Below are 24,105 nucleotides of genomic sequence, written 5' to 3'. Positions count from 1 at the left end.
GGTCGGGGACGACGCCGACGGCGCGCGGCCGGTCAGATGACCGGCGGCCGGCCCAGCGCCGTCATCCGCCGGACCGTACGCCAGCGCATCGGCCGCCGCGTTCCGCACGGCGTCCGCACGCCCTCGAAGAAGCCGCCGAACCACGCCTTCAGCCCGCTCACCGACCGCGTGCGCGCCAGCGTGAGCAGGATCCACGTGCCGAGGTAGGCCGGTACGAGGAGCGCGGGCAGATGCCTGCGGGCCAGCCACACCCGGTTGCGGGCGGTCATCCGGTAGTACTCGGAATGCCGGGCGGGTGACGTCCTCGGGTGCTGGAGGACCAGCTCCGGTGCGTAGAGGATCGTCCAGCCCGCGTCCAGCGCGCGCCACGCGAGGTCGGTCTCCTCGTGCGTGAAGAAGAACGCGTCGGGCCAGCCGCCCGTACCCTCCAGCATCCGCATGGACAGCGCGTGCCCGCCGCCGAGGAACGTGGTCACCTCGCCGCCGCGCATCGGGTCGTCCACGCGCAGCCGGGGCACGTGCCGCCGCTGGGTGAGGCCGGTCTCGTCGGCGATACGGAAGCTGACGATGCCGAGCCGGGGATCGGCCTCGTACAGGTCGGCGACGCGGGTGATCACATCGGCCTCGATGAGCAGGCCGTCGTCGTCGAGATTGACGAGTACGTCCACGTCACCGGCCTCGCGGAGCTTCTCCATCGCGACGTTGCGCCCACCGGAGACGCCGAGGTTCTCCGCCAGCTCCACGCCGGTGACGCCCTCGGGCAGCTCGGGCAGCGGCGCGCCGTTGCCGACCACCACGATCCTGGTGGCGGCCTCCTGCTGCTTGGCCACGGAATCCAGCAGGGCCCGCAGCTCGACAGGCCGATTGCCCATGGTCAGCACGGCCACACCCACACGCGGTCGGGACACGTCCAGATCACTCCAGCACTCAGTAGGGCGCCGGGCATTCAGCCAGGCATTCCGCGGGGGGTCGGGCCCCGGCCGAGGCACCGTACGTCAGAGAACCGATGCTAACCGGCAGCCGTCGCTCTCCCGCCACCGGAAGAGGCTCCGGCGGACGCTTCCGGTTCACCTCGGCCGCGTAGGGAATCGACTGGCGGACCACGGAGGGGCCGACGGCACCGGGCGGCCGGGCCGGGCTTTTGCCAACAGCTCACGATCCCGCAATCCGTCCGTGATCCAGGGCTGTGTTCCCTGGTCACGCCGCTGTGGCAAACTGCCCGCATGGTGGTGCCCGGAGGTCTGGTGTGAGCGAGCCGCGGCCTGCCCCGACCATTGGCCAACTGGTCCTCGGCAAGCAGCTCCAGACACTCCGTGAGCGCGCCGGACTGGACCGGGGCCGGGCGGCGCGGCTGCTGCACGTCACCGCGGCCACCGTGCGCCGGATGGAGACCGCCGAGGTCGGCTTCAAGATCCCCTACGTGGAGATACTGCTCCGTGCGTACGGCCTTCCCGAGGACGAGGTGACCACCTTCCTCCGGCTGGCCGACGAGGCCAACAGACCCGGCTGGTGGCAGCGGTTCCACGATGTCCTGCCGGACTGGTTCGGCGGCCATGTCAGCCTCGAAGAGGCCGCCAAGACCATCCGGGGATACGAGCCGCACTACGTTCCCGGGCTGCTCCAGACCGAGGACTACGCCCGCGCTGTCCTGACGTACGGCGAGGTCGGCCGGAGCAACCCCGCGAGGATCGAGCGCCATGTCGCCCTGCGCATGGAGCGTCAGCGGCTGCTCACCCGGTCCGGTGCGCCGGCTTTCTGGGTCGTGCTGGATGAAACGGTCCTGCACCGGCGGGTCGGTTCGGCGGACGTCATGCGGGCGCAGGTCGACCGGCTGCTGGAGGCGACCGAGCTGCCCAACGTGACGCTCCAGATAGCCGAGTTCGCTGCGGGTCACCATCCGGGGACGTACAGCCCCTTCGTGCTGTTCCGCTTCGCCGTTCCCGAACTGCCCGACATGGTCTACGTCGAGTATCTGACGGGCGCGCTCTACCTCGACAACCCCGCCGAGGTCTCGGAGCACGTGGAGGCGATGGACCGCATGGTCGCCCACGCGGAATCCGCGCGCAGGACCCGGCAGATCCTCGCTGATTTCCGTAAGGGACTGTGATGGCGGCCCCGGCGTGTTCCGACCGCCCGTCCGGGCGGCGCGGCGGCCCCCGGCCGGGGCGCAGCGCCGACCGGTACCGCGTCGGCCGGCGCGTCCCGTACCCCACCGAGCACCGCGAGCGCCGCACCGGGCGCCGCGTCGAATTTCGCGTCAGACATCGCAACGGAGTTTCCCCATGACGGCACGCACCCCCAAGCCCCAGGTCGACACCAGCAAGCCGCATCCGGCGCGGGTCTACGACTATCTGCTCGGCGGAAAGGACAACTACGTCGTCGACCAGGAGGTGGGCAGGCAACTGCCCGAGGCGTCACGGCGCGACTCCCGGCTGAACCGGGAGTTCATGCACCGCGCCGTCGCGTGGGTGGCCGGCGAGGGGATCGACCAGTTCCTCGACATCGGTACGGGCATCCCCACCGAGCCGAATCTGCACCAGATCGTCCAGGGGATCGCCCCGAAGTCGAGAGTCGTGTACACCGACAACGACCCGATCGTCCTGCGTCACGCGGAAGCCCTGCTGATCAGCACCCCGGAGGGCGCCACCGACTACATCGAGGCCGATGTGCGCCGGCCGCAGGAGATCCTCGACCACGCGCGGAGTTTCCTGGACTTCAGCCGTCCCGTCGCGCTGTCGCTCATCGCGCTGATGCACTTCGTCCCTGACGAGCACGACCCGTACGGGATCACCCGGACCCTGGTGGACGCGCTGCCGTCCGGCAGCGTTCTGGTCTTCTCGCAGGGCACCGCCGACTTCCAGCCGCAGAGCCTGGTGGGGCGGGTCACCAATACGTACGGGAAGGGCGGCATAGCCCTGCGGTTGCGTACCCACGCCGAGGTCCTGCGGTTCTTCGACGGGCTGGAGCTGGTGGAACCGGGGCTGGTGACGGCACCGCACTGGTACCGGGGGACCCCGGCCCCCGCGGACGAACAGAGCTCCTTCTACGCGGGAGTGGCGCGCGTCCGCTGAGACCGGGGTCCGGAGACCGTCCCTTCAGAAGGTCAGAAGGTCGTCGGCTCAGTAGTCAGTAGTCAGTAGGAAGAGTGGTGCGGCGTACGCTGCGCCGGCGGCTTCTGGAGGCGGCGACGGTGCCGGTTGTGCGCGCCGTGTCGCCGCCGGGGCAGTGCGTCGGTGTTGTGCGCCTGCACCGGTCGCGCGAGCAGCAGTGCGGTGATGATCGCCACCACTGCTCCCAGGATGGCGAGTGTGATCACAGACATGGGTCCCGCCTTTCGCGTCGTGTGTCTCGTCGGAGAATCACGAGTGGTTCGCTACAGCGTGTTACCGGTTCTCGATCATGTAAACGCGCTGTGCGACCGGTCGGGCGTGATCTCACCCGGGCGGAGGTATCGGAACGGGGCGGTGTTTGCGTACCGAGTTGCCGGGCACCCGCACTGTCGTCAGGGATTGAGCCCCACTTCGAGAGGGAGAGCGGCCGACATGAGCGACAGCAACGAGAAGAAGACTTCCGCCAAGGTCGACCAGGTCAAGGGCGCCGTCAAGGAGAACGTCGGCCGCGCGGTCGGCAACGAGCGGCTGACCGCCGAGGGCCGCGCCGAGCGCTCCAAGGGTGACTTCCGCCAGGCCGGCGAGAAGGTGAAGGACGCGTTCAAGCGATGAGCGCGGCGCACAGAGTCTTCGATCGGGGAAGCCCGCGAGGTGACCGTACGTGCAGAGCGCATGGGTGATGGCCCGGTGGATGCCCCTTCCGCCGGGCCATCACCCTGTCCGGACGCCGCAGCGCCGGTAGCCATGCCGCCCCGCCGGTAGCCACACTGCCCTGCGGTAGCCATGCCGCCCCGCCGGTAGCCACACTGCCCCGCCGGGAGCCACAGTGCCCTGCGGGAGCCATGCCCCCCTGCGGGAGCCTCGCCGACAGCTCCGGCGCTCGCCGGCCGTGGCCCCGCCGCCGTGTTCGCCAGAGTCAGTGGCGCGGGGTGTATGCGCCCACCCGCTTGTGGCGCGTTACGCGGTGGTCGGCTGGCATCTGAGCAAGGAGCGGCCGGCGCCCGGGGCGCGCGCAGCCGCCGTATACGCGTAGGGCCCGGTCGGCTTTCCCGCCGACCGGGCCCTACGTCGCTACCGTTGTGCTGTAGAGCGCTGCTTACCGCTCACCCGCCAACCGCCCACCGGGGGCAGGTGGTCAGTCCGTCACCTCGACGCGGCCGTTGTTGGCCGGGTTGCCCCCGCTGTTGGCTCCCGTGGCGCTGTTGGTCTCGGTCGCCGCCGGAGCGGACGCCGAGGGGATCAGCGCCGTGCCCTTGCCGGACGTGATGCCCTTCAGCAGCTCGGCGAGGTCGACTCCCGTGGTGGAGCTGAGCAGTTCGACGCCCTGCGCCACGTTGTCCGCGACGGTGCGGGCGAGTTGGCCCGCGCCGTCCGTGGAGATCACCGTCATCTTGTCGACGGCGCTCAGCGGCTCGGACGCCTTCGCCACGACGGACGGCAGCACCTCGACGAGCATCTGGAGGACAGCCGCGTCGCCGTAGCGCGCGAACGCGTCCGCCTTCTTGTGCATGGCCTCGGCCTCGGCCGCGCCCTTGGCGCTGATCGCGGCGGCTTCCGCCTCACCCTCGATCTGTACGGCGGCGGCGAGCGCGGCGCGGTGCGCCTTCTCGCCCTCACCGGTGAGCCGGGAGCGCTCGGCGTCGGCCTCGGCCTGCTTGACCAGGCCGACCCGGCGGGCCTCGGCCTCCTGCTCGGCCTGGTAGCGCGCGGCGTCGGCGGGCTTACGGACCTTCGTGTCCAGCTCGCGGTCGGTCAGCGCGGCCTGGCGCTCGGCGACCTTCTCCCGCTCCATGAGCACGTCCTGCTCACGGGCGGCCTGCGCCAGCGGACCCGCGGCGGCGGCACGCGCCGACGCCTCGTCCGTCTCGGCCTTGATCTCGGCCTGCTTCAGCTGGAAGGTCCGCTGGGCGATCGCGATCTCTTCCTCGGCCTTGAGCCGGGCCTGCTCGGCGGCACGCCGCGAGACCGCCTCGGCGATGTCGGCCTCCTGCTTGGCCCGCGCGGCCTCGGGACGGCCGAGGTCCTCCAGGTACGAACCCTCGGTGGTGATGTCCTGGATCTGGAAGGCGTCGAGCACCAGGCCCTGGCCGGAGAGGCTGGCCTCGGCCTCCTCCGCGACCTGCCCGGCGAACGCGGCCCGGTCACGGATGATGTCCTCGACCGACATCCGGCCGACGATGGAGCGCAGCGCGCCCGACAGGACTTCCTGGGTGAAGCCGACGATGCCGCCCTGCTGCTGAAGGAAGCGCTGGGCCGCGGCCCGGATGGAGTCGTCCGTGCCACCGACCTTGACGATCGCGACGCCTTCGAGGTTGGCCTTCACCCCGCGCAGGGTGACCGCGCCGCGCACGGCGATCGGGATGTGCCGGCTGGACAGGTCCAGCGTGAACTTCTGCTGGACGAACGGGACGACGAAGACGCCGCCGCCGACGACGACCTTCTGGCCGCTGTTGTCGACGGAGATCCGGCCGGTGTCCGGATCGGTCGACTTCTTGCCGCGCCGGCCGGTGACGATGAACGCCTCGCTGGGCCCGGCGACCTTGTAGCGCGTGATGACGACAAGAGCCAGCAGGACGACGAGTACGACGACCCCCAGCACTGCGATGACGACTGGACTCATGGCTCTCTCCCTTGCCTCCGGCGGGACGGCAGTTGTGAATCGGTGTGCGCGGGACCTCCCGCGCGACATGCGGGCCGAGCGGTTGCCCGGCGCGACATGCGGGCCGAGCGAATGCTCGTGGGGTGCTCCGGTCAGTGCTCGACGGGACGTACCGAAACGGAACTGGCCGACAGGGTCTCCTCGACCCAGACCTCCGTGCCGTACGCCACCGGCTGTGCGCTCTTCGCGGAGAACTTCATCGGCTGACCGCCGAGCCGCAGCATCACTTCTCCGTACCCGGAGGCCGGAATCGCCGTGACCACTGTCCCCGAGCTGCCCACCAGGTGGCTGCCGCTCGGTGTGACGGACGTCTGGTCACGCATCAGTGCTTTGCTGAACTTCCAGGTCAGCCACCCGGCACCGACACCTGCCGCCACCCCCGCGGCGGTGGCCGGTACGGTACCGAGATCCGTGGTGCCGAGAACTATCGCGCCGCCGAAGCCGAGCATCGACACGAAACCGGCGATCACCGGCAGGGACAGAAGGCCGTCGAAGAGTCCGTCGAGCACACCGACTCCGTCGAAGAGCCCTTCGAGCACCCCGTCGAAGATCAGTGACAGGACGAGCAGCACAATCCCCGCGATGCCGATACCCAGAAACAAGGTCACCGGGCCCACCTCCCCCTCTGCCGCAGTTTTCTCGGTCAGGACTCCATAGTGGCATCCCGCTCGGACATTCGACACTGCCGCGTTCCGGCAGTCTTAACGTGTTCTTGATGCCGAGTGATACCGACCGGGACGAGGCCGGGCCCGGGCCGGGACAGGACCGGGCGACATGGCGTCAAGGCGACGTTTCCGGCCAGCCCATCAGCCTTGCCCCGATCACGGCCGTCTGCAAGGTGTAACGATGCGTGGGATCGGCCGGGTCGGCGCCGGTCAGCTTGTGGATTCTCTCCAGGCGGTACGTCAGGGCCCGTACGCTCAGCGACAGCCGCCGCGCCGCCTCCGCCGCCACACACCCCGCGTCGAAGTAGGTCGTGAGTGTGTCGATCAGCGGCTGCGCCCCGCCCCGCGCCGCCTCCAGCGGGCCGAGCGTCCCCACGACCAGCTCCGTCATGGCGTGCCGGTCGCGGGTCAGCACCGGATAGACCAGCAGATCCGCCGCGCGCAGGACGGGTTCGTCCATGTCGAGGCGCTCGGCGAGGTCCAGTACGTTCAGCGCCTCCTCGTACGACTGCACCACCCCGCCCACCCCCGGCTGCGGGCGGCCCACCGCGACCCGGCCGCCGTCCGTGGCCGCGAACGCCCGCTTGGCGAAATAGGTGAGCATCTCGCCCTGGTCGCCGGGGGCTATGCACACCATCCGGCCCGCCTTGGTGGTGAGCAGCACGCTGCGGTCGCCGAACCGGCCGAGCAGGGCCTGCTCCACTGCGCGCGGCACGGCGTCCTCCTCGTCGTACGCGACGAACCCCTCGGCGACCGCCACCGCGTGCTCGTACGAGAGGCGCAGCCCGAACCGTTCGGCGCGCTCCGCCAGCCGGCCCAGGTCGCTGCGCCCGTACAGCAGGTCGTCGATGAACTCGCGGCGCGCCGCCGTCTCCTGCCGTACGGCCAGCCGCTGCGCCCGTTCGTACCCCTCGGCGAAGGCGTCCACCGCCTGTTCGACGGCGGCGAGGACGCTCTCGGGCGCCCCGGCGTCGGGCCAGTTGACGCGGGTGGCGGCGAGGTGCGCGCCGACCAGTACGCGCAGCGGGAAACCGGCCTCCGCCGCCTGCTCGCCCAGCGCCCGCCGGGAGAGCAGCTCCGCGCGCGTCAGCCTGCGTCCGGTCAGCGAGGCCGCCATGAGGATCGAGGCGTATCCCTCCAGGAAGTCCTCGGGCACCCCCCGGCCGCCCGGCCCGACCTGCCCGCCGCCGCCCGGTGCGCCACCGGCGCCGTTCCCGCCGTTGCCGCCGGTTCCGACTGTCACGCCTGCCCCCGGGTCGCTTGATGAACGGATTCTCTTGAACCGATCTTGTCAAACGGACGGCCGGCGCCCGACGCCCGCCGCCTCGGTGCCCGATGACGGGCCGTGGACGACGCCTGCCGCACCCATGGTGCGCCGCCGCCGCGGGGGAGCGCGACCTCTGGGGCGAGGGCCGCGGACGGAAACGTCCCCGGCGGCGTGGTCGGTGCCGCCGGGGAAGCGGTTCGCGGCGTCGGCCGGGTGCCGGGCCGGGCCGCCCTGTCAGGGCGACGGAACACCGGTCAGGGCGCGCGAAGACCGAGCCGGCCGTGCAGTTCGGCGAAGTCCTCGATCACCTGACCGGCGCCGGCCAGCGCCGTGCGTGGCGTGGGGCCGCCCGCGTAGCCGATCACCGGCATGCCCGCCGCCAGGGCGGCGGTGACCCCGGCGGGGCTGTCCTCGATGACGAGGCAGCGGTCCGCCGGGACGCCCAGGGTGCGGGCGGCGTGCAGGAAGAGGTCCGGGGCGGGTTTGCCGTGCTCGACGTCCTCCGCGCTGAAGACACGGCCGGTGAAGCGCTCCCTGAGACCGGTGACGGTCAGCGAGTGCTCGATCCGTTCGTGCCCTCCACTGGAGGCGACGCAGTACGGGACGGCGCGGGCGTCGAGCGCGTCCAGCAGTTCCCGTACCCCGGGCATGGTGTGGGGGCGGGCGGTGAACGCGTCGCGCACGCGGACCCGGTAGGCGTCGAGCCAGCCGGGGCCGACGGGGACGGTGGCGTGAGCCCGTACCTCTGTGTAGAGGTACGACTCGGGGCGGCCGAGGAACCGTTCCCGCACCTCGTCCGCCGTCAGCGGCCAGCCGGCCTCGGTGGCCATCTCGGCGACGACGGCCGGGCCGATCCGTTCGGTGTCGACCAGCACGCCGTCGCAGTCGAAGACGACGAGATCCACGTCCACCGAGGGGGTCACCGGGACCCGGCGGCGTCGAGCGACTCCAGCGCCGCCGCGACCACCGCGTCGCGGGTCATGCCCATGGCGGTCATCGCGTCGGACGCCGAGGCCGAGAGCCCGAACCCGTCGATCGTCACGGCGCGCCCCGCGTCGCCGATCAGGTCGTGCCAGCCGAAGACCGACGCCGCCTCGACCACCACCCGGGCGCGCACGGACGGCGGCAGCACCGCGTCGCGGTACGCGGCGTCCTGCTCGGCGAACCAGTCCTTGCACGGTACGGAGACGACCCGCGCCGCGATCCCGCGCCCGGCCAGCTCCGCGCGCCCGGCCAGCGCGAGCGCCACCTCACTGCCGCTGGCCAGCAGGACCACATCGGCGGTCTCTTCGGCCCCTGCCACCACGTACGCCCCACGGGCGACGCCCTCGCGCACCGCTTCGGTGGGGGTGGGCAGGACCGGCAGCGCCTGGCGCGCCAGCACCAGACCGACCGGCCCGGGACGGCCGGTGGCGCCGGCTGACCCGGCGTTCGAGCGGGCCAGCGCGCTCAGCCACGCGGCTGCGGTCTCGGCGGCGTCGGCCGGGCGGACCACCGACAGCCCCGGCATCGCGCGCAGCGACGCCAGGTGTTCGACCGGCTGGTGGGTCGGGCCGTCGGCGCCGAGCGCCACCGAGTCGTGCGACCAGACGTGCACGACCGGCAGCCCCATCAGCGACGCGAGCCGCAGCGACGGCCGCTCGTAGTCGCTGAAGACGAGGAACGTACCGGCGAAGGGCGTGTCGTAGCCGACGATGGCGATGCCGTTCAGCGCGGCGGCCATCGCGTGCTCCCGTACACCCCAGTGGATGTTCCGGCCGGAGAGGCCGTCCTCGCTCGCGGGCAGGAAGGAACCGCCGGACTTGATCGTCGTACGGTTGGAGTCGCCCAGGTCGGCGCTGCCGCCCCACAGCCTCGGCAGCGCCTCGGCGAGTGCCTGGATGACCTGGCCCGAGGCGTCGCGCGGCGCTATCTCGGCGCCCGGTTCGAAGACCGGCAGCGCGTCGGCGGCCTCGGCCGCGTCGACCGGGCGGATCGCGCGCTCACGCGCCGCGGCGAGTCCGGGGTGGGCGGTGGTCCACTCGGCCAGCGCCTCGTCCCAGGCCCGGTGCAGCCCGGCGCCCCTGACCAGCGCGCGACGGGTGTGCTCCAGAACGTCGGCCGGTACGGTGAACGGCTCCTCCGCCACGCCCAGCAGCGCCTTGGTGGCGGCGACTTCGGCCGCGCCCAGCGGCGCGCCGTGCGAGGCGGGCGTGTTGACGGCGTTCGGCGCGGGCCAGGCGATCTGCGACTTCAGCACGATCAGGCTGGGCCGGCCCTCGTGGGCACGGGCGGTGGACAGCGCGCCGTCGAGGGCGTCGGTGTCGATGTCGCCGTCCGCGCCGAGGCCCACGGTCTGTACGAACCAGCCCTGCGCGGCGAAGCGCGCTGCCGTGTCCTCACGCGTCGTCAGGTCCGTGGAGCCCTCGATCTGGATGCTGTTGTCGTCCCAGACGACGACGAGATTGTCCAGGCCGTGCCGTCCGGCCAGCGCTCCTGCCTCGTACGAGATGCCCTCCTGGAGGTCGCCGTCCGAGCAGACGACCCAGACGGTGCGTGCCGGTACCGGCACGGCCGGGGCGCTGTCGGCGCCGCCCGTGAACCGCCCCTCGTCCCGCTTGAGCGCCATGGCCATGCCGACGGCGGTGGCGACGCCCTGGCCGAGCGGCCCGGTCGTCATCTCGACGCCGGTGGTGTGGCCGAGTTCGGGATGGCCCGGCGTCAGGGAACCGAGCTGCCGGAAGCCACGCAGGTCGTCGACCTCAAGGCCGTAGCCCGTGAGGTGGAGTTGGGTGTACTGGAGGATGCTGGCGTGCCCGCAGGACAGGACGAACCGGTCGCGCCCCTCCCACGCCGCGTCCGCCGGGTCGTGCCGGATGTGCCGCTGGAAGAGCAGGTGCGCGACGGGCGCCAGCGCCAGCGCCGTACCGGGGTGGCCGGAGCCCGCCGACTCGACGGCGTCCATCGCGAGCGCGCGGGCCACGGCGATGGCGCGGTGGTCGGCCGCGTCCAGCACGGGCCGGTCCGCCGAGGGGGCCGGCGACGGCGATGACGGCTGCGGCGATGACGGCGACGGGGGCTGCGGCGAGGACGGCGACTGCGACGGCGGCTGTGTCGGTATGGCGGCGGTCACGGCAGCTCCTTGGGGATCATGTCGTCTCTGAGATCATGTCGTCATGATGACTTTGGACAACGTAACTCATCCCTGAAAGCCCGATCCGTGCCAGCTGAGGCGTCCGGAGTGTTACGCCGAAATTGCCTATTGACGTCTTCTGGGGTTCTGGTCATTATGACGTCTTGATGACGCAAGGACTCGATGAGGAGACCACGGATGGCCGAGCACAAGTACGCCAAGGTGCGCGACCATCTGCTGCGCCGGGTGAGCGGTCTTCCCGTGGGGGGACAGCTCCCTCCGGAGGCGGTGCTCTGCGAGGAGTACGCCGTGAGTCGCATCACACTGCGCCGGGCCGTGGAGGAGTTGGTCAATGACGGCCACCTCATCCGCGAGCACGGCCGGGGCACCTTCGTCACCCGCCCCCGCTACGCGCTGAAACACCGCGAGCGGTTCGTCAGCGAGGTCACCGGCTTCTTCACCCAGATGAGCCGGCAGGGCCACACCGTCACCTCCGAAGTGCTCATCCAGAAGCGGATGCGCGCGGGCGCGCGGCTCGCCGCCGCGCTCGACATCAGCCCGGCCGCCTCCGTCGTCCGGCTGGAGCGGCTGCGCCGGGTGAACGGTGAGGTACATCACCTCGCCGAGTCCTACGTGGAGGAGGAGCGGTTCGAGGACGTGCTGACCGCGGACTTCTCCTCCACCTCGCTCTACGCCTACCTGCGGGCGCACCACGATGTCCTGCTCGCGCGGAACGAGATCGTCGTCGGGCTGCACGAGTGCGACCGCCGGGAAGCGGAGCTGCTGGGGGTGGAGGGGGGATCACCTCTGCTGCTCGCGACGTCGCGGGTGTTCGACCTCAACCGAAAACCCGTGATCCACGGGACGTCGAAGTTCCTGCCGGAGACGGCGGAGCTGTCCTTCGACATCATCGCGGACGCCGAATAGCCCGGCCCGACCCACGGCCGCTCCCCGAGGACCACGGCCCGGGCCCACGGCCCCTCCACCTCCCCTCCTCCCTCACCTACGGAGACCACATGCTCAGCGCACTGCTGACCGAGGAGAAGATACGTTTCTCCAGCGACAGCCTGACCTGGCGGCAGGCCGTGACCCAGGTCGCGGAACCGCTTCTCGCGGCCGGTGACATCACCCCGGGCTACGTCGACGCGATGATCGAATCGATCGCGGCGGGCGGCACGTACATCGACCTCGGTTACGGGATCGCGCTCGCCCACGCCCGCCCCGAGAGCGGTGCCGTACGCACGGCCATCTCGATGCTGCGGCTCACCGAGGCCCCCGCTCCGCTGCTCGACCAGCCGGAGCACGCCGTCGACCTCTACTTCTGCTTCGCGGCGGTCGACGCCGCCGCGCACACCCAGGCGATGTCCTCACTCGCCCGCATTCTGTCGGACACGGAGACCCGCGACGCCCTGCGCGCGGCGACCTCCGCGGCCGATGTCACCAAGTTGATCACTCGATTCGAGGAGGACCGATGAAGTTCCTGGCCATGTGCAGCACCGGGCTCGGCAGCAGTTTCATGGTGCGGATGAACATCGAGGACATCGTGCGTGAGCTTCAGCTCCCGGATGTCACGGTGGAGCACTGCGACATCAGCTCGGCGGGTCCGGAGAGCGCGGACGTCTTCTTCGTCGCGAAGGACCTGGAGGAGGCGACGACCGGACTCGGTGACGTCGTCGTCCTGAACAGCATCATCGACAAGGACGAGCTGCGCGAAGCGGTCAAGGCCGCGGCCGTACGGCACGGAGCGCTCTGATCAGGCACCAGGCGCGAGGAGCGCGCGCGAACCCCCGCTTATTACCCCCCTCCCCACCGCACCACCCTCAAGGAACGTCCTGACCCGCCCCAGCGTCCGAACCTCCGCGCAGCGCTAGCTGTACGAGGCCGACCGAGACGCCGGCGGGGGAGCGGAACCCCCTGCCCGCCGACGTCCTGCCCGCAGTCGTGCCCGTAGACACACGCCCGCGCCACCACAGCGCCGTCGTGACCGCAGAGAGGCGTATCCCGTGAACAGCGTTCTCAATACCTTCGTGGACATCTTCCGCGAGCCATCCGTGATCATCGGACTGATCGCGCTGCTGGGGCTCGTACTCCAGCGCAAGTCCCTCTCCGACACGCTCAAGGGGACCATCAAGGCGTTCGTCGGCTTCCTGGTGCTGGCCGCCGGCGCGGGGGTCGTGTCCGACGCGCTGACCCCGTTCGGCGACATGTTCCAGCACGCCTTCGGTGTGCAGGGCGTCGTCCCGAACAACGAGGCGATCGTCGGCAAGGTGCTGACGGACTACGGTTCGCAGGCCGCGCTGATCTTCTTCTTCGGGATGGTCGTCAACGTACTGCTGGCGCGCTTCACCCGCTTCAAGTTCATCTACATGTCCGGCCATGTGGCGCTCTACCTCTCCGCGATGATCGCCGTGATCCTCATCGCCAACGGCTTCAGCACCTGGCAGGCCATCCTCTGGGGCGCGCTCGCCCAGGGCCTGATCACCACGATCTCGCCCGCGCTGGTGCAGCCGTGGATGCGCAAGGTCACCAAGCAGGACAACGTGGCGCTCGGTCACACCGGCAACTTCGGCATCGCGACCAGTGGTCTGGTCGGCAAGCTCGTCGGTGACACGAAGAAGTCCACCGAGGACCTGAAGATCCCCAAGAACCTCGGCTTCCTGCGCGACACCACGGTCGTGATCGCCGTGTCGATGGGCATCATCTACCTGCTCGTGACGCTGGTGGCCGGTCCCGGCTATGTGGAGGACAAGCTCAGCGGCGGTCAGTGGTACCTGCTCTGGGCGGTCATGCAGGCCGGCAAGTTCTCCGCGGGTGTGTTCATCATCCTGGCCGGTGTGCGTGTCGTCCTCGCCGAGATCATCCCCGCATTCAAGGGCATCTCGGAGAAGCTCGTCCCCAACGCCAAGCCCGCCCTCGATGTCCCGATCGTCTTCACCTTCGCCCCGAACGCGGTGCTGATCGGCTTCCTCGCCAGCTTCGTCGGCGGGCTGATCGGCATGGGCGTCCTCGTCGCCGTCGGCGGCACGATCATCATCCCCGGCATCGTCGCCCACTTCATGACCGGCGCCGCCTCCGGCGTCATCGGCAACGCGACCGGCGGCCGTCGCGGCGCGGTCCTCGGTGCCCTGGCCAACGGCCTGATGATCACCTTCCTGCCGCTCCTCGTCCTGCCCTTCCTGGGCGATGTCGGCCTCGCCAACTCGACGTTCTCCGACGCCGACTTCGGGGTCTCCGGCTTCCTCCTGGGCGGTGCGGCCCGCTGGGGCCACACGGCGGTGATCGTCCTGATCGTCGCCTCCCTGGTGGCCCTCTTCGCGGGCAGCACCCTCGCCACCCGCCGCGAGGCGGCCAAGGCGGCGGCGGAGCCGGCCGGCGAGCAGGAGGCGGAGCAGCAGCAGCCGGTGGCCCGATAGGCGAGCGGCCTCGGCCGGTCGTTGAGCGGGCCCGGTGAGCAGGGCCCGGTGAGCAGTGCTCGTCGAGCAGGCCCGTTGAGCAAGGCCGGTGAGCAGGCCCGTTGAGCAAGCCCGGTGAGCGGGGGTCGGACGTGAACGCGTCCGGCCCCCGCTTTCGCGTGCCGGGAGGAGGGAACACCGGGTCGTGGGTTTCCGGGACCCGGTGGGGCCGGGTTCCGGCGGGGCGCGGCGTAATGGGGATTCAAAGAAACAGAGGCAAAGAACCCTCCCCACCCGATCCCACCCGTCATCCGCGGCTGGGTAACTCACACGGGTGAAAGAGCCGACATCTGGTCGGAGGAGATGGTGGGGGAGGGTTACGCTCAGCGACAGAAGCTGTGCCAACTGGCATATGCGTAACGGCCCCCGGCCGGGACTGCGAATCCCGATCGAGGGCCTGACCACCTAGGAAGTCAGACCTTCCCGATGGCTCTTGAGAAGCTTAACGCGCCCGCGTCCGCCCGGTCCGACATTCCGGTGACGATTCCCTCTTCCGGTTCCTCCTCCGGTCCCGCTTCGGGTCCTTCCTGCGGTCCTTCTTCCGGTCCTTCTTCCGGAGTTCAGCACGAACGCCACCGCCACACAGACCGCTTCACCGTCGTCGGCAACCACTTGGCCCAGCACCGGAACCTGTCGCTCACCGCGCGGGGCCTCGGCCTGTACATCCAGTCGCTGCCCGACGGTGTGAAGATCGGCATCAAGACACTCGCCGAGCGCTTCGCCGAAGGCGAGGTGGCCATCGCCAAAGCCCTGCGGGAGCTGGAGACCTACGGCTATCTCAGCCGGAAGAAAGTCCTGGTCGCGGGCGGCCGTTGGGTGACGAGGACGGTCGCGTACGACATGCCACGGTTACGGGAGCGGGCCGCACGGGAGCGGGCCGCAGGGGACGAAGCCGCCGCCCCGACGCGGCAGGCGCCGGGAACCCCCGTACAGCGACCGGTCGCCCCGGCACAACGACCGGTCGCTCCCGTACGGGACAGGGCGCCCGCGCGGGAAGTGGCCCCCGTACAGGGACCCGTCGCCCCGGCACAACGGTCGGTCGCTCCCGTACGGGACAGGGCGCCCGCGCGGGAAGTGGCCGCCGGGCCACCGGAAGTGGCTGCCGCGCCACGGGCAGAGGTGGCGCCGGTACGGGCCCCCGCGCCGCCTCTGCCGGAACCCGACCACCCGGATCTCGGCCGCCACCGCACCGCCGTCGAGATCCTGGCCGGCCTACGCCGCCACGACCCGCGCCTGCTGCTCTCCGCCGGAGACGTGCGCCGCCTGGCAACCGCCGTATCCGCCTGGCTGGAAAGGGGAGTTGAGCCCGTCGCCGTACAACGCGCCCTGACGACCCTGCTGCCGGAGGGGGACATCCGCCGCCCGGCCGGACTCCTGGCCCACCGCCTCACCGACCAACTGCCCCCGCCGCTCCCCGCCTTGGCCACCCCACGGCGCGTGGACCCGCTCCAGAACTGCGACCGCTGCGACCACGCCTTCCGCGCCCCGGAACCGGGCAACTGCCGCGCCTGCCTGGCCGAAGCGCCGGGGCGCGTTCCTCCGGTCCCGCCCGACAGCTGACCGCACCTCGCAGGTCAGCCGCTCACCTCCTCAGCCGCTCAGCTTTTGAGGTCGTCGGAGGTCGTTCCATAGCCCGTCTCGGCGCCCTTGCGGCAGTTCGACAGCAGCTTGGCGCTGGTCTCGTCATCCACTCCCTGTGCCTGCGCCCAGATCCCGGCCATCTCAACTCCCTCCTCGTGGAGATAGGGGAATCGCTGAGGCGCGGCGGTGGCGCTGAGCTTGGTGGCCCATGCGGCGACCATATGGCCGACCGGGTCCTCCTTGAAGGCCGGAGCCTTGGCGGCCTTGTTCGTCAGGGTGTCCACCACGGCCTTCTGCCATTTCTCCGCTTCTTCGGTCGAGCGCGCGTCCGAGACCGCGTCCGCCACAGCGTCCAGGGCGGCCAGTGCCCTGGCATTGGATACGGGGGCGGACTTCAGGTTGTTCTTGATGGCGTCGCGCGGTATCGCGGAGAGGGATTCCGCCGCGCGGCGGGTCTCGGCCGTGCGGAGGAAGGCGTATGCGTGCGGATCTTCGGAGACGGAGCGCAGCACCGGAAGGAGCGTGTCCTTGTAGACGGACACGTGGACACCGGAGTCGTCTTTCCAGGGCCCCTCGGACGGGCTCCCGTTGGTGACGTACTCCGCCGTGCCGGTGCCGACGATCACATGGGTGTCGCCCGCGTAGTCCGCGAGCGCCTCGGCAAGCGGCAGCCTGAGCCCGGCGGGCAGCTGCCGCTCGTTCTTCTCCAGGTGGTCGGCGGTGGCGAGCAGCGTGTCCTTCAGCGCCTGGGCCTGCTTCAGGCTGTGCTGCCCGGGACTCGTGCCGGTCGTCGCCTTCTTGATGGCTGTCCCGAGTTCCGCACAGGTGGCAGGCTTCTGGGGCTCCGCGTCGACGACTTGGTGGAGCCTCTTGTCCTTGACGAGCCCAGCACAGGAATCCTTGTCCCCCTCCTGACCCGTGAGGAGCCAGACGCCGAGCCCGCCGACCACGACTGCTCCTGCCGCGACGATCCCTATCGTACGGAAGCGCGAGGACCGCGACGAATCTTCATTGGACACTGTTTTCAACTCCTAGTGAGGCAGTCTTCGAAATGCCCGCCGGGTCAGAGGTACTTCGACGCACTGTCCGAGCCTCGGGTCTGGCCGTCCAGAATCACATTGGTGAGCGATTCGAGCCGGTCCTTTCCTGCCTTTGTGTTGATGTCTATGTCGGTGCGGTCCGCTGCCCACTGCTGAGTCATGATGGGCGTCTGGTTCTCCGCCTTGAGATACACGTCCGCGATCTGGGCATTCGCCACATTGTCGGCGTCGGCCTTCATCGAATTGCCCCACTCCCAGGCCCAGGTGTCGACGCCCCTCTGAAGCAGCTCGCCGACCACGAATCCCCCGCCCGCGGCCGTGGGGATGGTGATCGGCGCCACCGCGCCGCCGATCACGTGGTAGGCGACCTTGGACTTCCAGTCCGCTGACGAGTAGGCGTCCATCCTTTCGCTGTTGATGACGTCTTCCCTGATCGCCGAGTATGTTCCGAGAGCGGCTCCGGACTTCCCCAGGGTTCCTGAGTTCTCGAAATTTATCGCGCCGTCGGGGATCTTCTGCATCTCCATGTCTATGTAGCGGGATTCCGCCTTGTGCAGCGTCCCGTAGGCGTCCGGGTCCTCGGACAGCCCGCGCATGACCTGGATCAGCTGATCCTTCTTGACGGACATGTGGACACCGTCTTCGTCCTTGAAAAAGCCGTCGCCGACCGAACTGGTGACATAATCCGCGGACACGCCGCCCAGGATTTCATGGGTGTCGGCCGTGTATTGGGCGAGGGCGTGGGAGACCGGCCCCCTGAGATTCTGGTGTATGGACGCGTCGGTTCCCTCTCCCGGCCCGGGGCCCAGCTCTCCGATCAGACCGTGCATGACGCGCGCCTGGGATTCCGTGTGCGGCATGGCGGGCCACGGGTCCTGTCCCGGCTTCAGCGGCGGCTGGCCGGTGGCCGCGGCTTCGAGGGCGACGCCCAGTCCCATCCGGCTCAACGGGTCGTCGAAGGTGGTGCCCGATACGTAGATATTCGGCCAGTCGCGGGTGTTGTCGCCGTGTCCTGCGAGGTACTTGAGGTGATCGTTGTTGCTCTCGCTACCGGGCCGGTCCGGTCCCGAGGCGGGGTCGAAGAAGGCGGTGGCGGCGTCCGGGTTCTTGCTCATGACGTCGAGGAGGCCGTCGATGGCGTCGGATCGTACGCCATGGTGCGGGGCGCCCACCTGGGTGAATATCCCGGGGTGCTTCTTCTCCGCCGCGATGAGGTCGTCGCCGAGATCGTAGAGGAACTGATCGTCGTACTTCACGTCGGCCTGCTGCATCATGCCGACGAATGACTGGTATCCGTACAGGGGCTGAGTGTTCGAGCCGTAGTTCTTGGTGCCGGTCTTGTCGAGTTCCTGCATCCACTCCCGGTAGAACTTCCCGTCGGAACTCGCCTCCCATTTCTTGAACGCGGCCGAGCCGGGAGGCATACCGGCGACATTGCCCGGGACCCTGGTGGCCCTGGCCACCGTGTTGGCCATGCCGGTCTGGATGTCGAGATATTGGGACTTGTGCTTCTTGTCGGACCCGTAGGCGTGGTCGTTCAAGGTGTTGGTGAACTTGATGACGCCATCGGCGCCCATGCTGTTGAGGAAGGTCTGGGAGAACGCCTTGTTGTCCGCGTTGTCCCGGAAGGAGCGCTGGAGTTCGGCGAGTTCGGCCGCGGACACCTTTTCGCCGTTGTTGAGGCGTGTGGCGATGTCGGCCGTGTTCTCGGCCTCGTAGTGCTCGATGTCGCCGTTGGCGTGGTTGTTGAAGCCGGTGCCCAGCGTCTCGTCGTTCTTGTCGCCTATGGAGTCCACGACCACTGCTTCGAGGGCCAGCTTGACGCCCTGGTCGTGGTCGACGACCGCTTTCACCGCTGCCTTGATGTGCTCGACCCAGCTCTGTTCCGCCTTCCTCGTGGACGACATGTAGTCGGGGTCGTGCCGGAGGGCGTTGCGGGCGCCTTCGGTGAGCTTGGACTGGTCGAGCGTGACGGAGCCCTGTTCGGAGACCTTCATGCCGGCGGCTATGGCGTCGTCGCGGGCGGCTTCGACTTTCTTCTTCAGGTCGAGGAACTGCGTATGGGCGTCGCGCAGGAGGGAGGCGGTGGCCTTGGCCTGCGTCTGTGCCGCCTTGTACTCGTAGCGGGTGGCGGCGAAGTTGGTGTGGGCCGCGATCGCGCTCTCGCCGATCCAGTTCGGCCCCATGGTGATCTTCTGGACGCTGTCCCGGTATTTCTCTTCGACCTTTTTGAACTCGCCCGCCATTTCGTCCCACTTGGCGGCGGCCTTGGTGAGGTGGCTGTAGTCCATGGTCATGACGTCGTAGTAGCTGAGCATGCGAAATCTCCTGCGAGGAACGGGCCTGGGGCGTACGTCTTCATTCGCGGTGTGCGGGGGCGCACTTACCTCGAATAGTCGTCGAACGGAGATTTCACGTTGATGCCCGAGAACGAGCTTCTGCCCTGGAGGTCGGCCCCCTGGAGGTCGCCGGCCGCGCTGAGCAGTTTGCCCTCCTCGCCCTGGAGGCGGTCCGTCAGCGTCTTGACCTGGCTCTCCCAGGTCTTCTGCACGGTCTTGAGGCCGGCGCCGGTGTCCCAGCCGGTGAAGCCGGAGACGGCCTTCTCGGTCCCCTCGTGCGCCCAGTCACCGGCGCTCTTCGTCTCGCCCAGCAGGGTGTCCCTGATGGCGCTCGCCGCGGCCCGCTTCTCGGCCGGAGTCGAGACCAGATCCGAGGATCCGCCACCCGACAGGAGGGGCGACGGAGGATTCCCGTCCGCGCTGTTGAGCGCCATACGGATGGAATCGTCCGTGCGGCGTTGTGCGGCGTCGGCGCGTAGTTGGGCCCATTCCTCTGCAAAGCTCATGTTTTGACTCCCCGTTGATCTATCCACCTGCGGATTCAGTCTGCCACGGCCGATATCGCGCGCGCGGGGCCGCCATTGCCATTGGGCAGGGCATGGGCGAGGCATTCCCCAGCTCGCGGCGCCTGCCGGCGAGCGGATGCGGGGTCCAGCGCCGGCGGGAAAGGGGCCCGCGCCGAGGGGGAAAGGGGCCCGCGCCGAGGGGGAAGGGGGTCGGAGCCGAGAGGAAAGGCTTCCGCGTCCGCGCGTCGGCAGCGGTCTGTCGGCAGCGGTCCGTCGGCAGCGGTCGGTCCGCCCGGTGCGGTGGACAGACCGCCCGCCCGGTGCGGTGGACAGACCGCCCGCCCGGTGCGGTGGACAGACCGCCCGCCCGGCGCGGCGGACAGGCCGGCCGGTGCGGTGGACAGGCCGGCCGCCCCTGTGGCCCTCGGGGCGTTCCTGTTGCCGCGGCCATTGACCCGGTGACGTGCGGCTGCGATTCTCCCCCTCGCTGGGAGCGCTCCCATATGTTGAGGCACCACGACCGCGAAAGGCACCCCACATGCCCGCACTCGTATCCGCCTTGTCAGCCGCCCTGCTGGTCGCCGGGCTGGCCACCACCCCCGTATCCGTCCCCGCATCCACCCCCGCATCCACCCCCGAGAGCCACGCCGGGGTCTCCACGGGGGCCTTCGCCGGGACGACCGCCGTGCGCGCCAATCAGCTCGGCTACCTTCCGGACGGGCCCAAGCGCGCCACCGTCGTCAGCACCGACACCGCGCCGCTGCCCTGGCAGCTGAAGAACGCGGCCGGCGCCGTCGTCGCCTCCGGGGCCACCGTCGTGCACGGCGCCGACGCCGCGTCCGGGGAGTCGACGCACCGAGCCGACTTCACCTCGTACCGGGGCGCCGGTTCCGGCTACACCGTGGTCGTCGAGGGGCGGAGCAGCCATCCGTTCTCGATAGCGGCCGGGCTCTACGCCGGGCTGCGGTCGGACGTCATGTCCTTCTTCTACCAGCAGCGCAGCGGAATACCGATCGAGGCGTCGCTCGCGGGCGCCGCGTACGCCCGGCCCGCCGGTCACCTCGGGGTTGCGCCGAACAAGGGTGACACCGTCGTGCCCTGCCAGAGCGGGGTCTGCGACTACAGCCGCGATGTCCGGGGCGGCTGGTACGACGCGGGGGACCACGGCAAGTACGTCGTCAACGGCGGTGTCTCCACGTGGCTGCTGGTCAATTCGTTCGAGCGCGCCAAGGCGAAGGGCACGGACGCCGCCCTCGGCGACTCGACCCTGCGCATCCCCGAGCGCGGCAACGGAGTGCCCGATGTGCTGGACGAGGCGCGCTGGGAACTGGAGTTCCTGATGCGGATGCAGGTCCCCCGGGGCAAGCCGCTGGCCGGGACCGCGTTCCACAAGATGCACGACGCGAACTGGACCGCGCTGCCCACCCGGCCCGAGCGCGACGCCGAACAGCGCGAGCTGCACCGGCCCTCGACCGCCGCGACCCTCAACCTCGCGGCCACCGCCGCCCAGTGCGCCCGGGTCTACGCCCGCTACGACGCCGCGTTCGCCGCCCGCTGCCTGGACTCCGCCCGGCGCGCCTGGACGGCGGCGAAGGCCAACCCCGGGCTGATCGCCACGGACGCCGACGGCACCGGGGGCGGCGCGTACGCGGACCCCACGGTCGGCGACGACTTCTACTGGGCGGCGGCCGAGCTGTATGCCACCACCGGCGAGAGCGCGTACCGCGAGGCCGTCACCACCTCCCCCTGGCACACCTCCACCGGTGCCTTCCCCGCCGCCGGTTTCAACTGGGCCGAGACCGCCGCGCTCGGCCGGCTCACCCTCGCCACCGTGCCCACCGGTCTGCCCGCCGCCGACACCGCCCGGCTGCGGACCTCGGTGACCACGGCGGCGGACGGGTACCTGAACGCCATGTCCGGCCAGGGCTACGCGGTGCCGCTCCCCGCCGCCGCGTACGTATGGGGCTCCAACGGCCAGGTCGGCAACAACGCCGTCGTGATGGCCACGGCCTACGGGCTGACGGGTCAACAGCGCTACCGGGCCGGGGCGGTGGAGTCCCTGGACTATCTGCTCGGCCGCAATGCCCTGGGCCAGTCCTACATCAGCGGATACGGCGTGCTGTCGTCCCACAACCAGCACCACCGCTTCTGGGCGCACCAGGCCGACGCCACACTCCCGACCCCGCCCGCCGGTTCACTCGCCGGTGGCCCCAACTCCGGACTCCAGGACCCGGTGGCGGCGGAGCGGCTGCCCGGCTGCGCGCCCGCCGCCTGCTACATCGACGACATCGAGTCGTACTCGACCAATGAAGTGGCCATCAACTGGAACGCGCCACTGGCATGGCTGACCCAATTCGCGGCGGAGCGGCCCTAAGGGCTGTCCTGGACGAGTGAATCCGAAGGCCGGCGCTCCTCGCGGGCGCCGGCTCTCGCCCTTCTGCCTGCCGCAGGCGCTGTTCCGGCTCCCGGGTCATGGTCCTGCCGTTCGAGCTTTTCTGGCCATCCGTATCGAACAATCGGACCGAAGAGTGGACTTGGCTTTCGGGCACGGCTGACAAGGTGTCATAATGCAGGGGTAGCCCTTCGTGCATCCCCCGTCGCGAAGGGCTACGCCCCTTCGCCGAAGCCGCTCCCGCGCCATTTCCGCAGGTAGCTCTCGCGAGCACGAGCGCGAGCAAGGGGCTCCCCGCGTGGCCCCGTGCTCGCGCTGTTCGAGTTGACGGTGACGCAGCGTGTGTGCGCAAGTTCGGTAGCTCGAACGAGACCGCACTTGGGCGGGTCCGGTGGGATCGGGCCCCCGCGTGGATGGCGACCCCGTTGACGGAACACCGAGTCCGCGCCCATGACGTCGTCCAGGGAGAGAACAGCATGAGCACCCCCATGGCAGCACCGGGAACAGGGCCGGAAACAGGCGCGAGCACGGGTACGGGTACGAGCGCGGGTACGAGTGCGGACACCGTGGCGAACGCGCCGAGCCGCACCACCACCGTCGCCCGTACCGTCACCGATGTCCTCCAGCCCCGTAACGTCCTGCTGGTCGGCATGGTCGCCATCGGTCTGGCGGCGGCGGGTGATTGGACCGGACTTCCGTGGGGGCTGCTCGCCGCGCTGTGCGCCGGGATCGTCCCGGCCGGCTACATCGAGTGGGAGCGCAAGCGCGGCACCTGGGGCGACCGGCATGTCGTCGACCGTACGAAGCGCGCGCCGATCTTCTTCGTCATCCTCGGCTCCATCGGGGTGGGCTCCCTGGTGATGGTCCTCGGCGACGCCCCGGCCGGCATCCTCGTCGCGATGCTCGGCCTGTGGGCCATGACCGTCGTCCTCCTGGCCGTCAACACCGTGTGGAAGATCTCGGTGGACGCCGCCGTCGCCTCGGCGGTCGTGGCGCTGCTGGCCTCGGCGCACTCGCCGTGGTGGCTGCTGGGGTACGGGATGACGCTGGCCGTGTGCTGGTCGCGGGTGGCGCTGACCTATCACACCGTCGCGCAGACGGTCGCCGGTGCGGGCCTGGGGGCGGCGACGTCGGTGGCCTTCCTGCTGGTGTGACGGCTGCCGGGCCGGTTCCGGTACGGGTATCGGAACCGGCCCGGCAGCCTGGGGGCCGTCCGGCCCTCACGTCGTCTGCTCCTCCGCCGCCCGAGGGGCGGGGCGTGCGCCCTCGTTCGGGTGAAGAGGGCGGTCGTGAGGGGCGAGGGGGACGGGGGTGGGGTGTCCTGTAGGCATCGGCCCACCGCGTCCTTCGCGAGGCACCATGTTTCTGGGAGACACCATGCCCGTACGCACCACCCTCGTCGCCGCCCTGCTCCTGGCCGTCACCGCACCCGTCGCGGCGGCGGCCCCGGCCCCGGCCCCCGAGCCGGCCCCGGCTTCCGCCCCCGCGCCGGCTCCCGTGGATCACCTCACCGTGACCGTCGCCCACTCCGGCTCCGCCCGTACAAACGGGACCTTCGAGCTGTACTGCCACCCGGGCGGGGGCGACCACCGGGCCGTGCAGGAGGCGTGCGAGGCCCTGGACGGGATGACGAAGTGGGGCCAGGACACCTTCGCGCCCCCGCAGACCCTCGCCAAGTGCACCGCCGAGGACGGCGGTCCTGCCACCGCGCGGGTGACGGGCGTCTGGGCGGCGCGCGCCGTGGACGCGCGCTTCACGCGCACCAACGGCTGCGAGGTCTCCCGCTGGGACCGCTTCAAGCCCCTCCTCCCCACCCCGTTCTCCCGCCCGGGAGCCCCGGCGGGCAGCGGCTGGCGGCTGCTCGGTGGCGGCGCGTAGGGAGTCCGAGCAGCGCCCTTCCGGCTGTCGCTCAGCCCTTGACCAGGCGGAAGGCCGTGTCCGCCTGGTGGAGCGGGGGAGCGCTGGTACGGGTCCGGCCAGAG

Annotated in this window: 21 protein-coding genes; 11 read left to right on the top strand and 10 right to left on the bottom strand. The window is 70.3% G+C overall.

Going from position 1 to position 24,105, the window contains the following annotated elements; all coding sequences use genetic code 11:
* Positions 1 to 32 precede the first annotated feature (32 nt).
* On the bottom strand, positions 33 to 872 hold the full coding sequence (locus tag ACFY6S_RS17835; RefSeq protein WP_388818079.1) for a glycosyltransferase family 2 protein: 840 nt from the start codon (positions 870 to 872) through the stop codon (positions 33 to 35).
* Between the two features lie 374 nt (positions 873 to 1,246).
* Between ACFY6S_RS17835 and ACFY6S_RS17830 the strand changes: the two genes are divergently transcribed.
* Both ACFY6S_RS17830 and ACFY6S_RS17825 read left to right on the top strand, forming a co-directional pair.
* The gene (locus ACFY6S_RS17830) at positions 1,247 to 2,107 is read left to right on the top strand and encodes a helix-turn-helix domain-containing protein (protein WP_388817587.1); all 861 of its coding nucleotides are present in this window, start codon (positions 1,247 to 1,249) and stop codon (positions 2,105 to 2,107) included.
* Positions 2,108 to 2,282: 175 nt separating this feature from the next.
* Positions 2,283 to 3,071 (top strand): SAM-dependent methyltransferase, encoded by a 789-nt coding sequence (locus tag ACFY6S_RS17825; protein WP_388817584.1) that lies wholly within the window; start codon positions 2,283 to 2,285, stop codon positions 3,069 to 3,071.
* A gap of 62 nt (positions 3,072 to 3,133) precedes the next feature.
* Here ACFY6S_RS17825 and ACFY6S_RS17820 read toward each other — a convergent pair whose 3' ends face one another.
* Positions 3,134 to 3,322, bottom strand: a complete 189-nt coding sequence (locus ACFY6S_RS17820) for a hypothetical protein (protein ID WP_388817581.1) — start codon at positions 3,320 to 3,322, stop codon at positions 3,134 to 3,136.
* A 220-nt stretch (positions 3,323 to 3,542) separates the two neighbouring features.
* Between ACFY6S_RS17820 and ACFY6S_RS17815 the strand changes: the two genes are divergently transcribed.
* Positions 3,543 to 3,722: a CsbD family protein gene (locus ACFY6S_RS17815; protein WP_388817578.1), complete on the top strand. Its 180-nt coding sequence runs from the start codon at positions 3,543 to 3,545 to the stop codon at positions 3,720 to 3,722.
* Between the two features lie 523 nt (positions 3,723 to 4,245).
* On the opposite strand, the gene ACFY6S_RS17810 is transcribed toward ACFY6S_RS17815, so the two are convergent.
* From ACFY6S_RS17810 to ACFY6S_RS17790, 5 genes are all read right to left on the bottom strand, one after another.
* Positions 4,246 to 5,730, bottom strand: coding sequence for a flotillin family protein (locus ACFY6S_RS17810; RefSeq protein WP_388817575.1), 1,485 nt, complete (start codon positions 5,728 to 5,730; stop codon positions 4,246 to 4,248).
* A gap of 131 nt (positions 5,731 to 5,861) precedes the next feature.
* Positions 5,862 to 6,377: a hypothetical protein gene (locus ACFY6S_RS17805; protein WP_388817572.1), complete on the bottom strand. Its 516-nt coding sequence runs from the start codon at positions 6,375 to 6,377 to the stop codon at positions 5,862 to 5,864.
* 172 nt (positions 6,378 to 6,549) lie between these two features.
* On the bottom strand, positions 6,550 to 7,551 hold the full coding sequence (locus tag ACFY6S_RS17800) for a PucR family transcriptional regulator (protein ID WP_388818076.1): 1,002 nt from the start codon (positions 7,549 to 7,551) through the stop codon (positions 6,550 to 6,552).
* A gap of 404 nt (positions 7,552 to 7,955) precedes the next feature.
* Positions 7,956 to 8,612 (bottom strand): HAD family hydrolase, encoded by a 657-nt coding sequence (locus ACFY6S_RS17795; RefSeq protein WP_388817569.1) that lies wholly within the window; start codon positions 8,610 to 8,612, stop codon positions 7,956 to 7,958.
* Positions 8,613 to 8,620: 8 nt separating this feature from the next.
* Positions 8,621 to 10,696 (bottom strand): transketolase family protein, encoded by a 2,076-nt coding sequence (locus ACFY6S_RS17790; RefSeq protein WP_388818072.1) that lies wholly within the window; start codon positions 10,694 to 10,696, stop codon positions 8,621 to 8,623.
* Positions 10,697 to 11,011: 315 nt separating this feature from the next.
* On the opposite strand from ACFY6S_RS17790, the gene ACFY6S_RS17785 reads away from it, so the two are divergent.
* From ACFY6S_RS17785 to ACFY6S_RS17765, 5 genes are all read left to right on the top strand, one after another.
* The gene (locus ACFY6S_RS17785; protein WP_388817566.1) at positions 11,012 to 11,740 is read left to right on the top strand and encodes a GntR family transcriptional regulator; all 729 of its coding nucleotides are present in this window, start codon (positions 11,012 to 11,014) and stop codon (positions 11,738 to 11,740) included.
* An 89-nt stretch (positions 11,741 to 11,829) separates the two neighbouring features.
* Positions 11,830 to 12,288 (top strand): PTS sugar transporter subunit IIA, encoded by a 459-nt coding sequence (locus tag ACFY6S_RS17780; RefSeq protein WP_388817563.1) that lies wholly within the window; start codon positions 11,830 to 11,832, stop codon positions 12,286 to 12,288.
* Positions 12,285 to 12,566, top strand: coding sequence for a PTS sugar transporter subunit IIB (locus ACFY6S_RS17775; RefSeq protein ID WP_388817560.1), 282 nt, complete (start codon positions 12,285 to 12,287; stop codon positions 12,564 to 12,566). The genes ACFY6S_RS17780 and ACFY6S_RS17775 overlap by 4 nt, the downstream gene beginning before the upstream one ends.
* Positions 12,567 to 12,816: 250 nt before the next feature.
* Positions 12,817 to 14,226, top strand: coding sequence for a PTS ascorbate transporter subunit IIC (locus tag ACFY6S_RS17770; protein ID WP_388817557.1), 1,410 nt, complete (start codon positions 12,817 to 12,819; stop codon positions 14,224 to 14,226).
* Positions 14,227 to 14,877: 651 nt separating this feature from the next.
* Positions 14,878 to 15,825, top strand: a complete 948-nt coding sequence (locus ACFY6S_RS17765; RefSeq protein WP_388817554.1) for a helix-turn-helix domain-containing protein — start codon at positions 14,878 to 14,880, stop codon at positions 15,823 to 15,825.
* 38 nt (positions 15,826 to 15,863) lie between these two features.
* On the opposite strand, the gene ACFY6S_RS17760 is transcribed toward ACFY6S_RS17765, so the two are convergent.
* The 3 genes from ACFY6S_RS17760 to ACFY6S_RS17750 form a co-directional block, all read right to left on the bottom strand.
* Positions 15,864 to 16,865, bottom strand: coding sequence for a hypothetical protein (locus ACFY6S_RS17760; RefSeq protein WP_388817551.1), 1,002 nt, complete (start codon positions 16,863 to 16,865; stop codon positions 15,864 to 15,866).
* Positions 16,866 to 16,909: 44 nt separating this feature from the next.
* On the bottom strand, positions 16,910 to 19,204 hold the full coding sequence (locus ACFY6S_RS17755) for a hypothetical protein (protein WP_388817548.1): 2,295 nt from the start codon (positions 19,202 to 19,204) through the stop codon (positions 16,910 to 16,912).
* Between the two features lie 65 nt (positions 19,205 to 19,269).
* Positions 19,270 to 19,731 carry a hypothetical protein gene (locus ACFY6S_RS17750; protein ID WP_388817545.1) on the bottom strand — a complete coding sequence of 154 codons (462 nt, stop codon included), beginning with the start codon at positions 19,729 to 19,731 and terminating at the stop codon, positions 19,270 to 19,272.
* 538 nt (positions 19,732 to 20,269) lie between these two features.
* On the opposite strand from ACFY6S_RS17750, the gene ACFY6S_RS17745 reads away from it, so the two are divergent.
* The 3 genes from ACFY6S_RS17745 to ACFY6S_RS17735 all read left to right on the top strand — a co-directional run bounded on the left by ACFY6S_RS17745 (position 20,270) and on the right by ACFY6S_RS17735 (position 24,001).
* Complete coding sequence (locus tag ACFY6S_RS17745) at positions 20,270 to 22,105, top strand: glycoside hydrolase family 9 protein (RefSeq protein WP_388817542.1); 1,836 nt, start codon at positions 20,270 to 20,272, stop codon at positions 22,103 to 22,105.
* Between the two features lie 494 nt (positions 22,106 to 22,599).
* Entirely contained in the window at positions 22,600 to 23,277 is a 678-nt protein-coding gene (locus tag ACFY6S_RS17740) for a hypothetical protein (protein WP_388817539.1), read from the top strand.
* A 223-nt stretch (positions 23,278 to 23,500) separates the two neighbouring features.
* Positions 23,501 to 24,001: an SSI family serine proteinase inhibitor gene (locus ACFY6S_RS17735; protein ID WP_388817536.1), complete on the top strand. Its 501-nt coding sequence runs from the start codon at positions 23,501 to 23,503 to the stop codon at positions 23,999 to 24,001.
* Positions 24,002 to 24,105 lie beyond the last annotated feature (104 nt).

The sequence above is a fragment of the Streptomyces sp. NPDC012835 genome, from assembly GCF_042900885.1.
Taxonomy (GTDB): Bacteria; Actinomycetota; Actinomycetes; order Streptomycetales; family Streptomycetaceae; genus Streptomyces.
The sequence above is the reverse complement of the archived record's forward strand: the minus strand, read 5'-3'. Positions and strand labels throughout refer to the sequence as shown.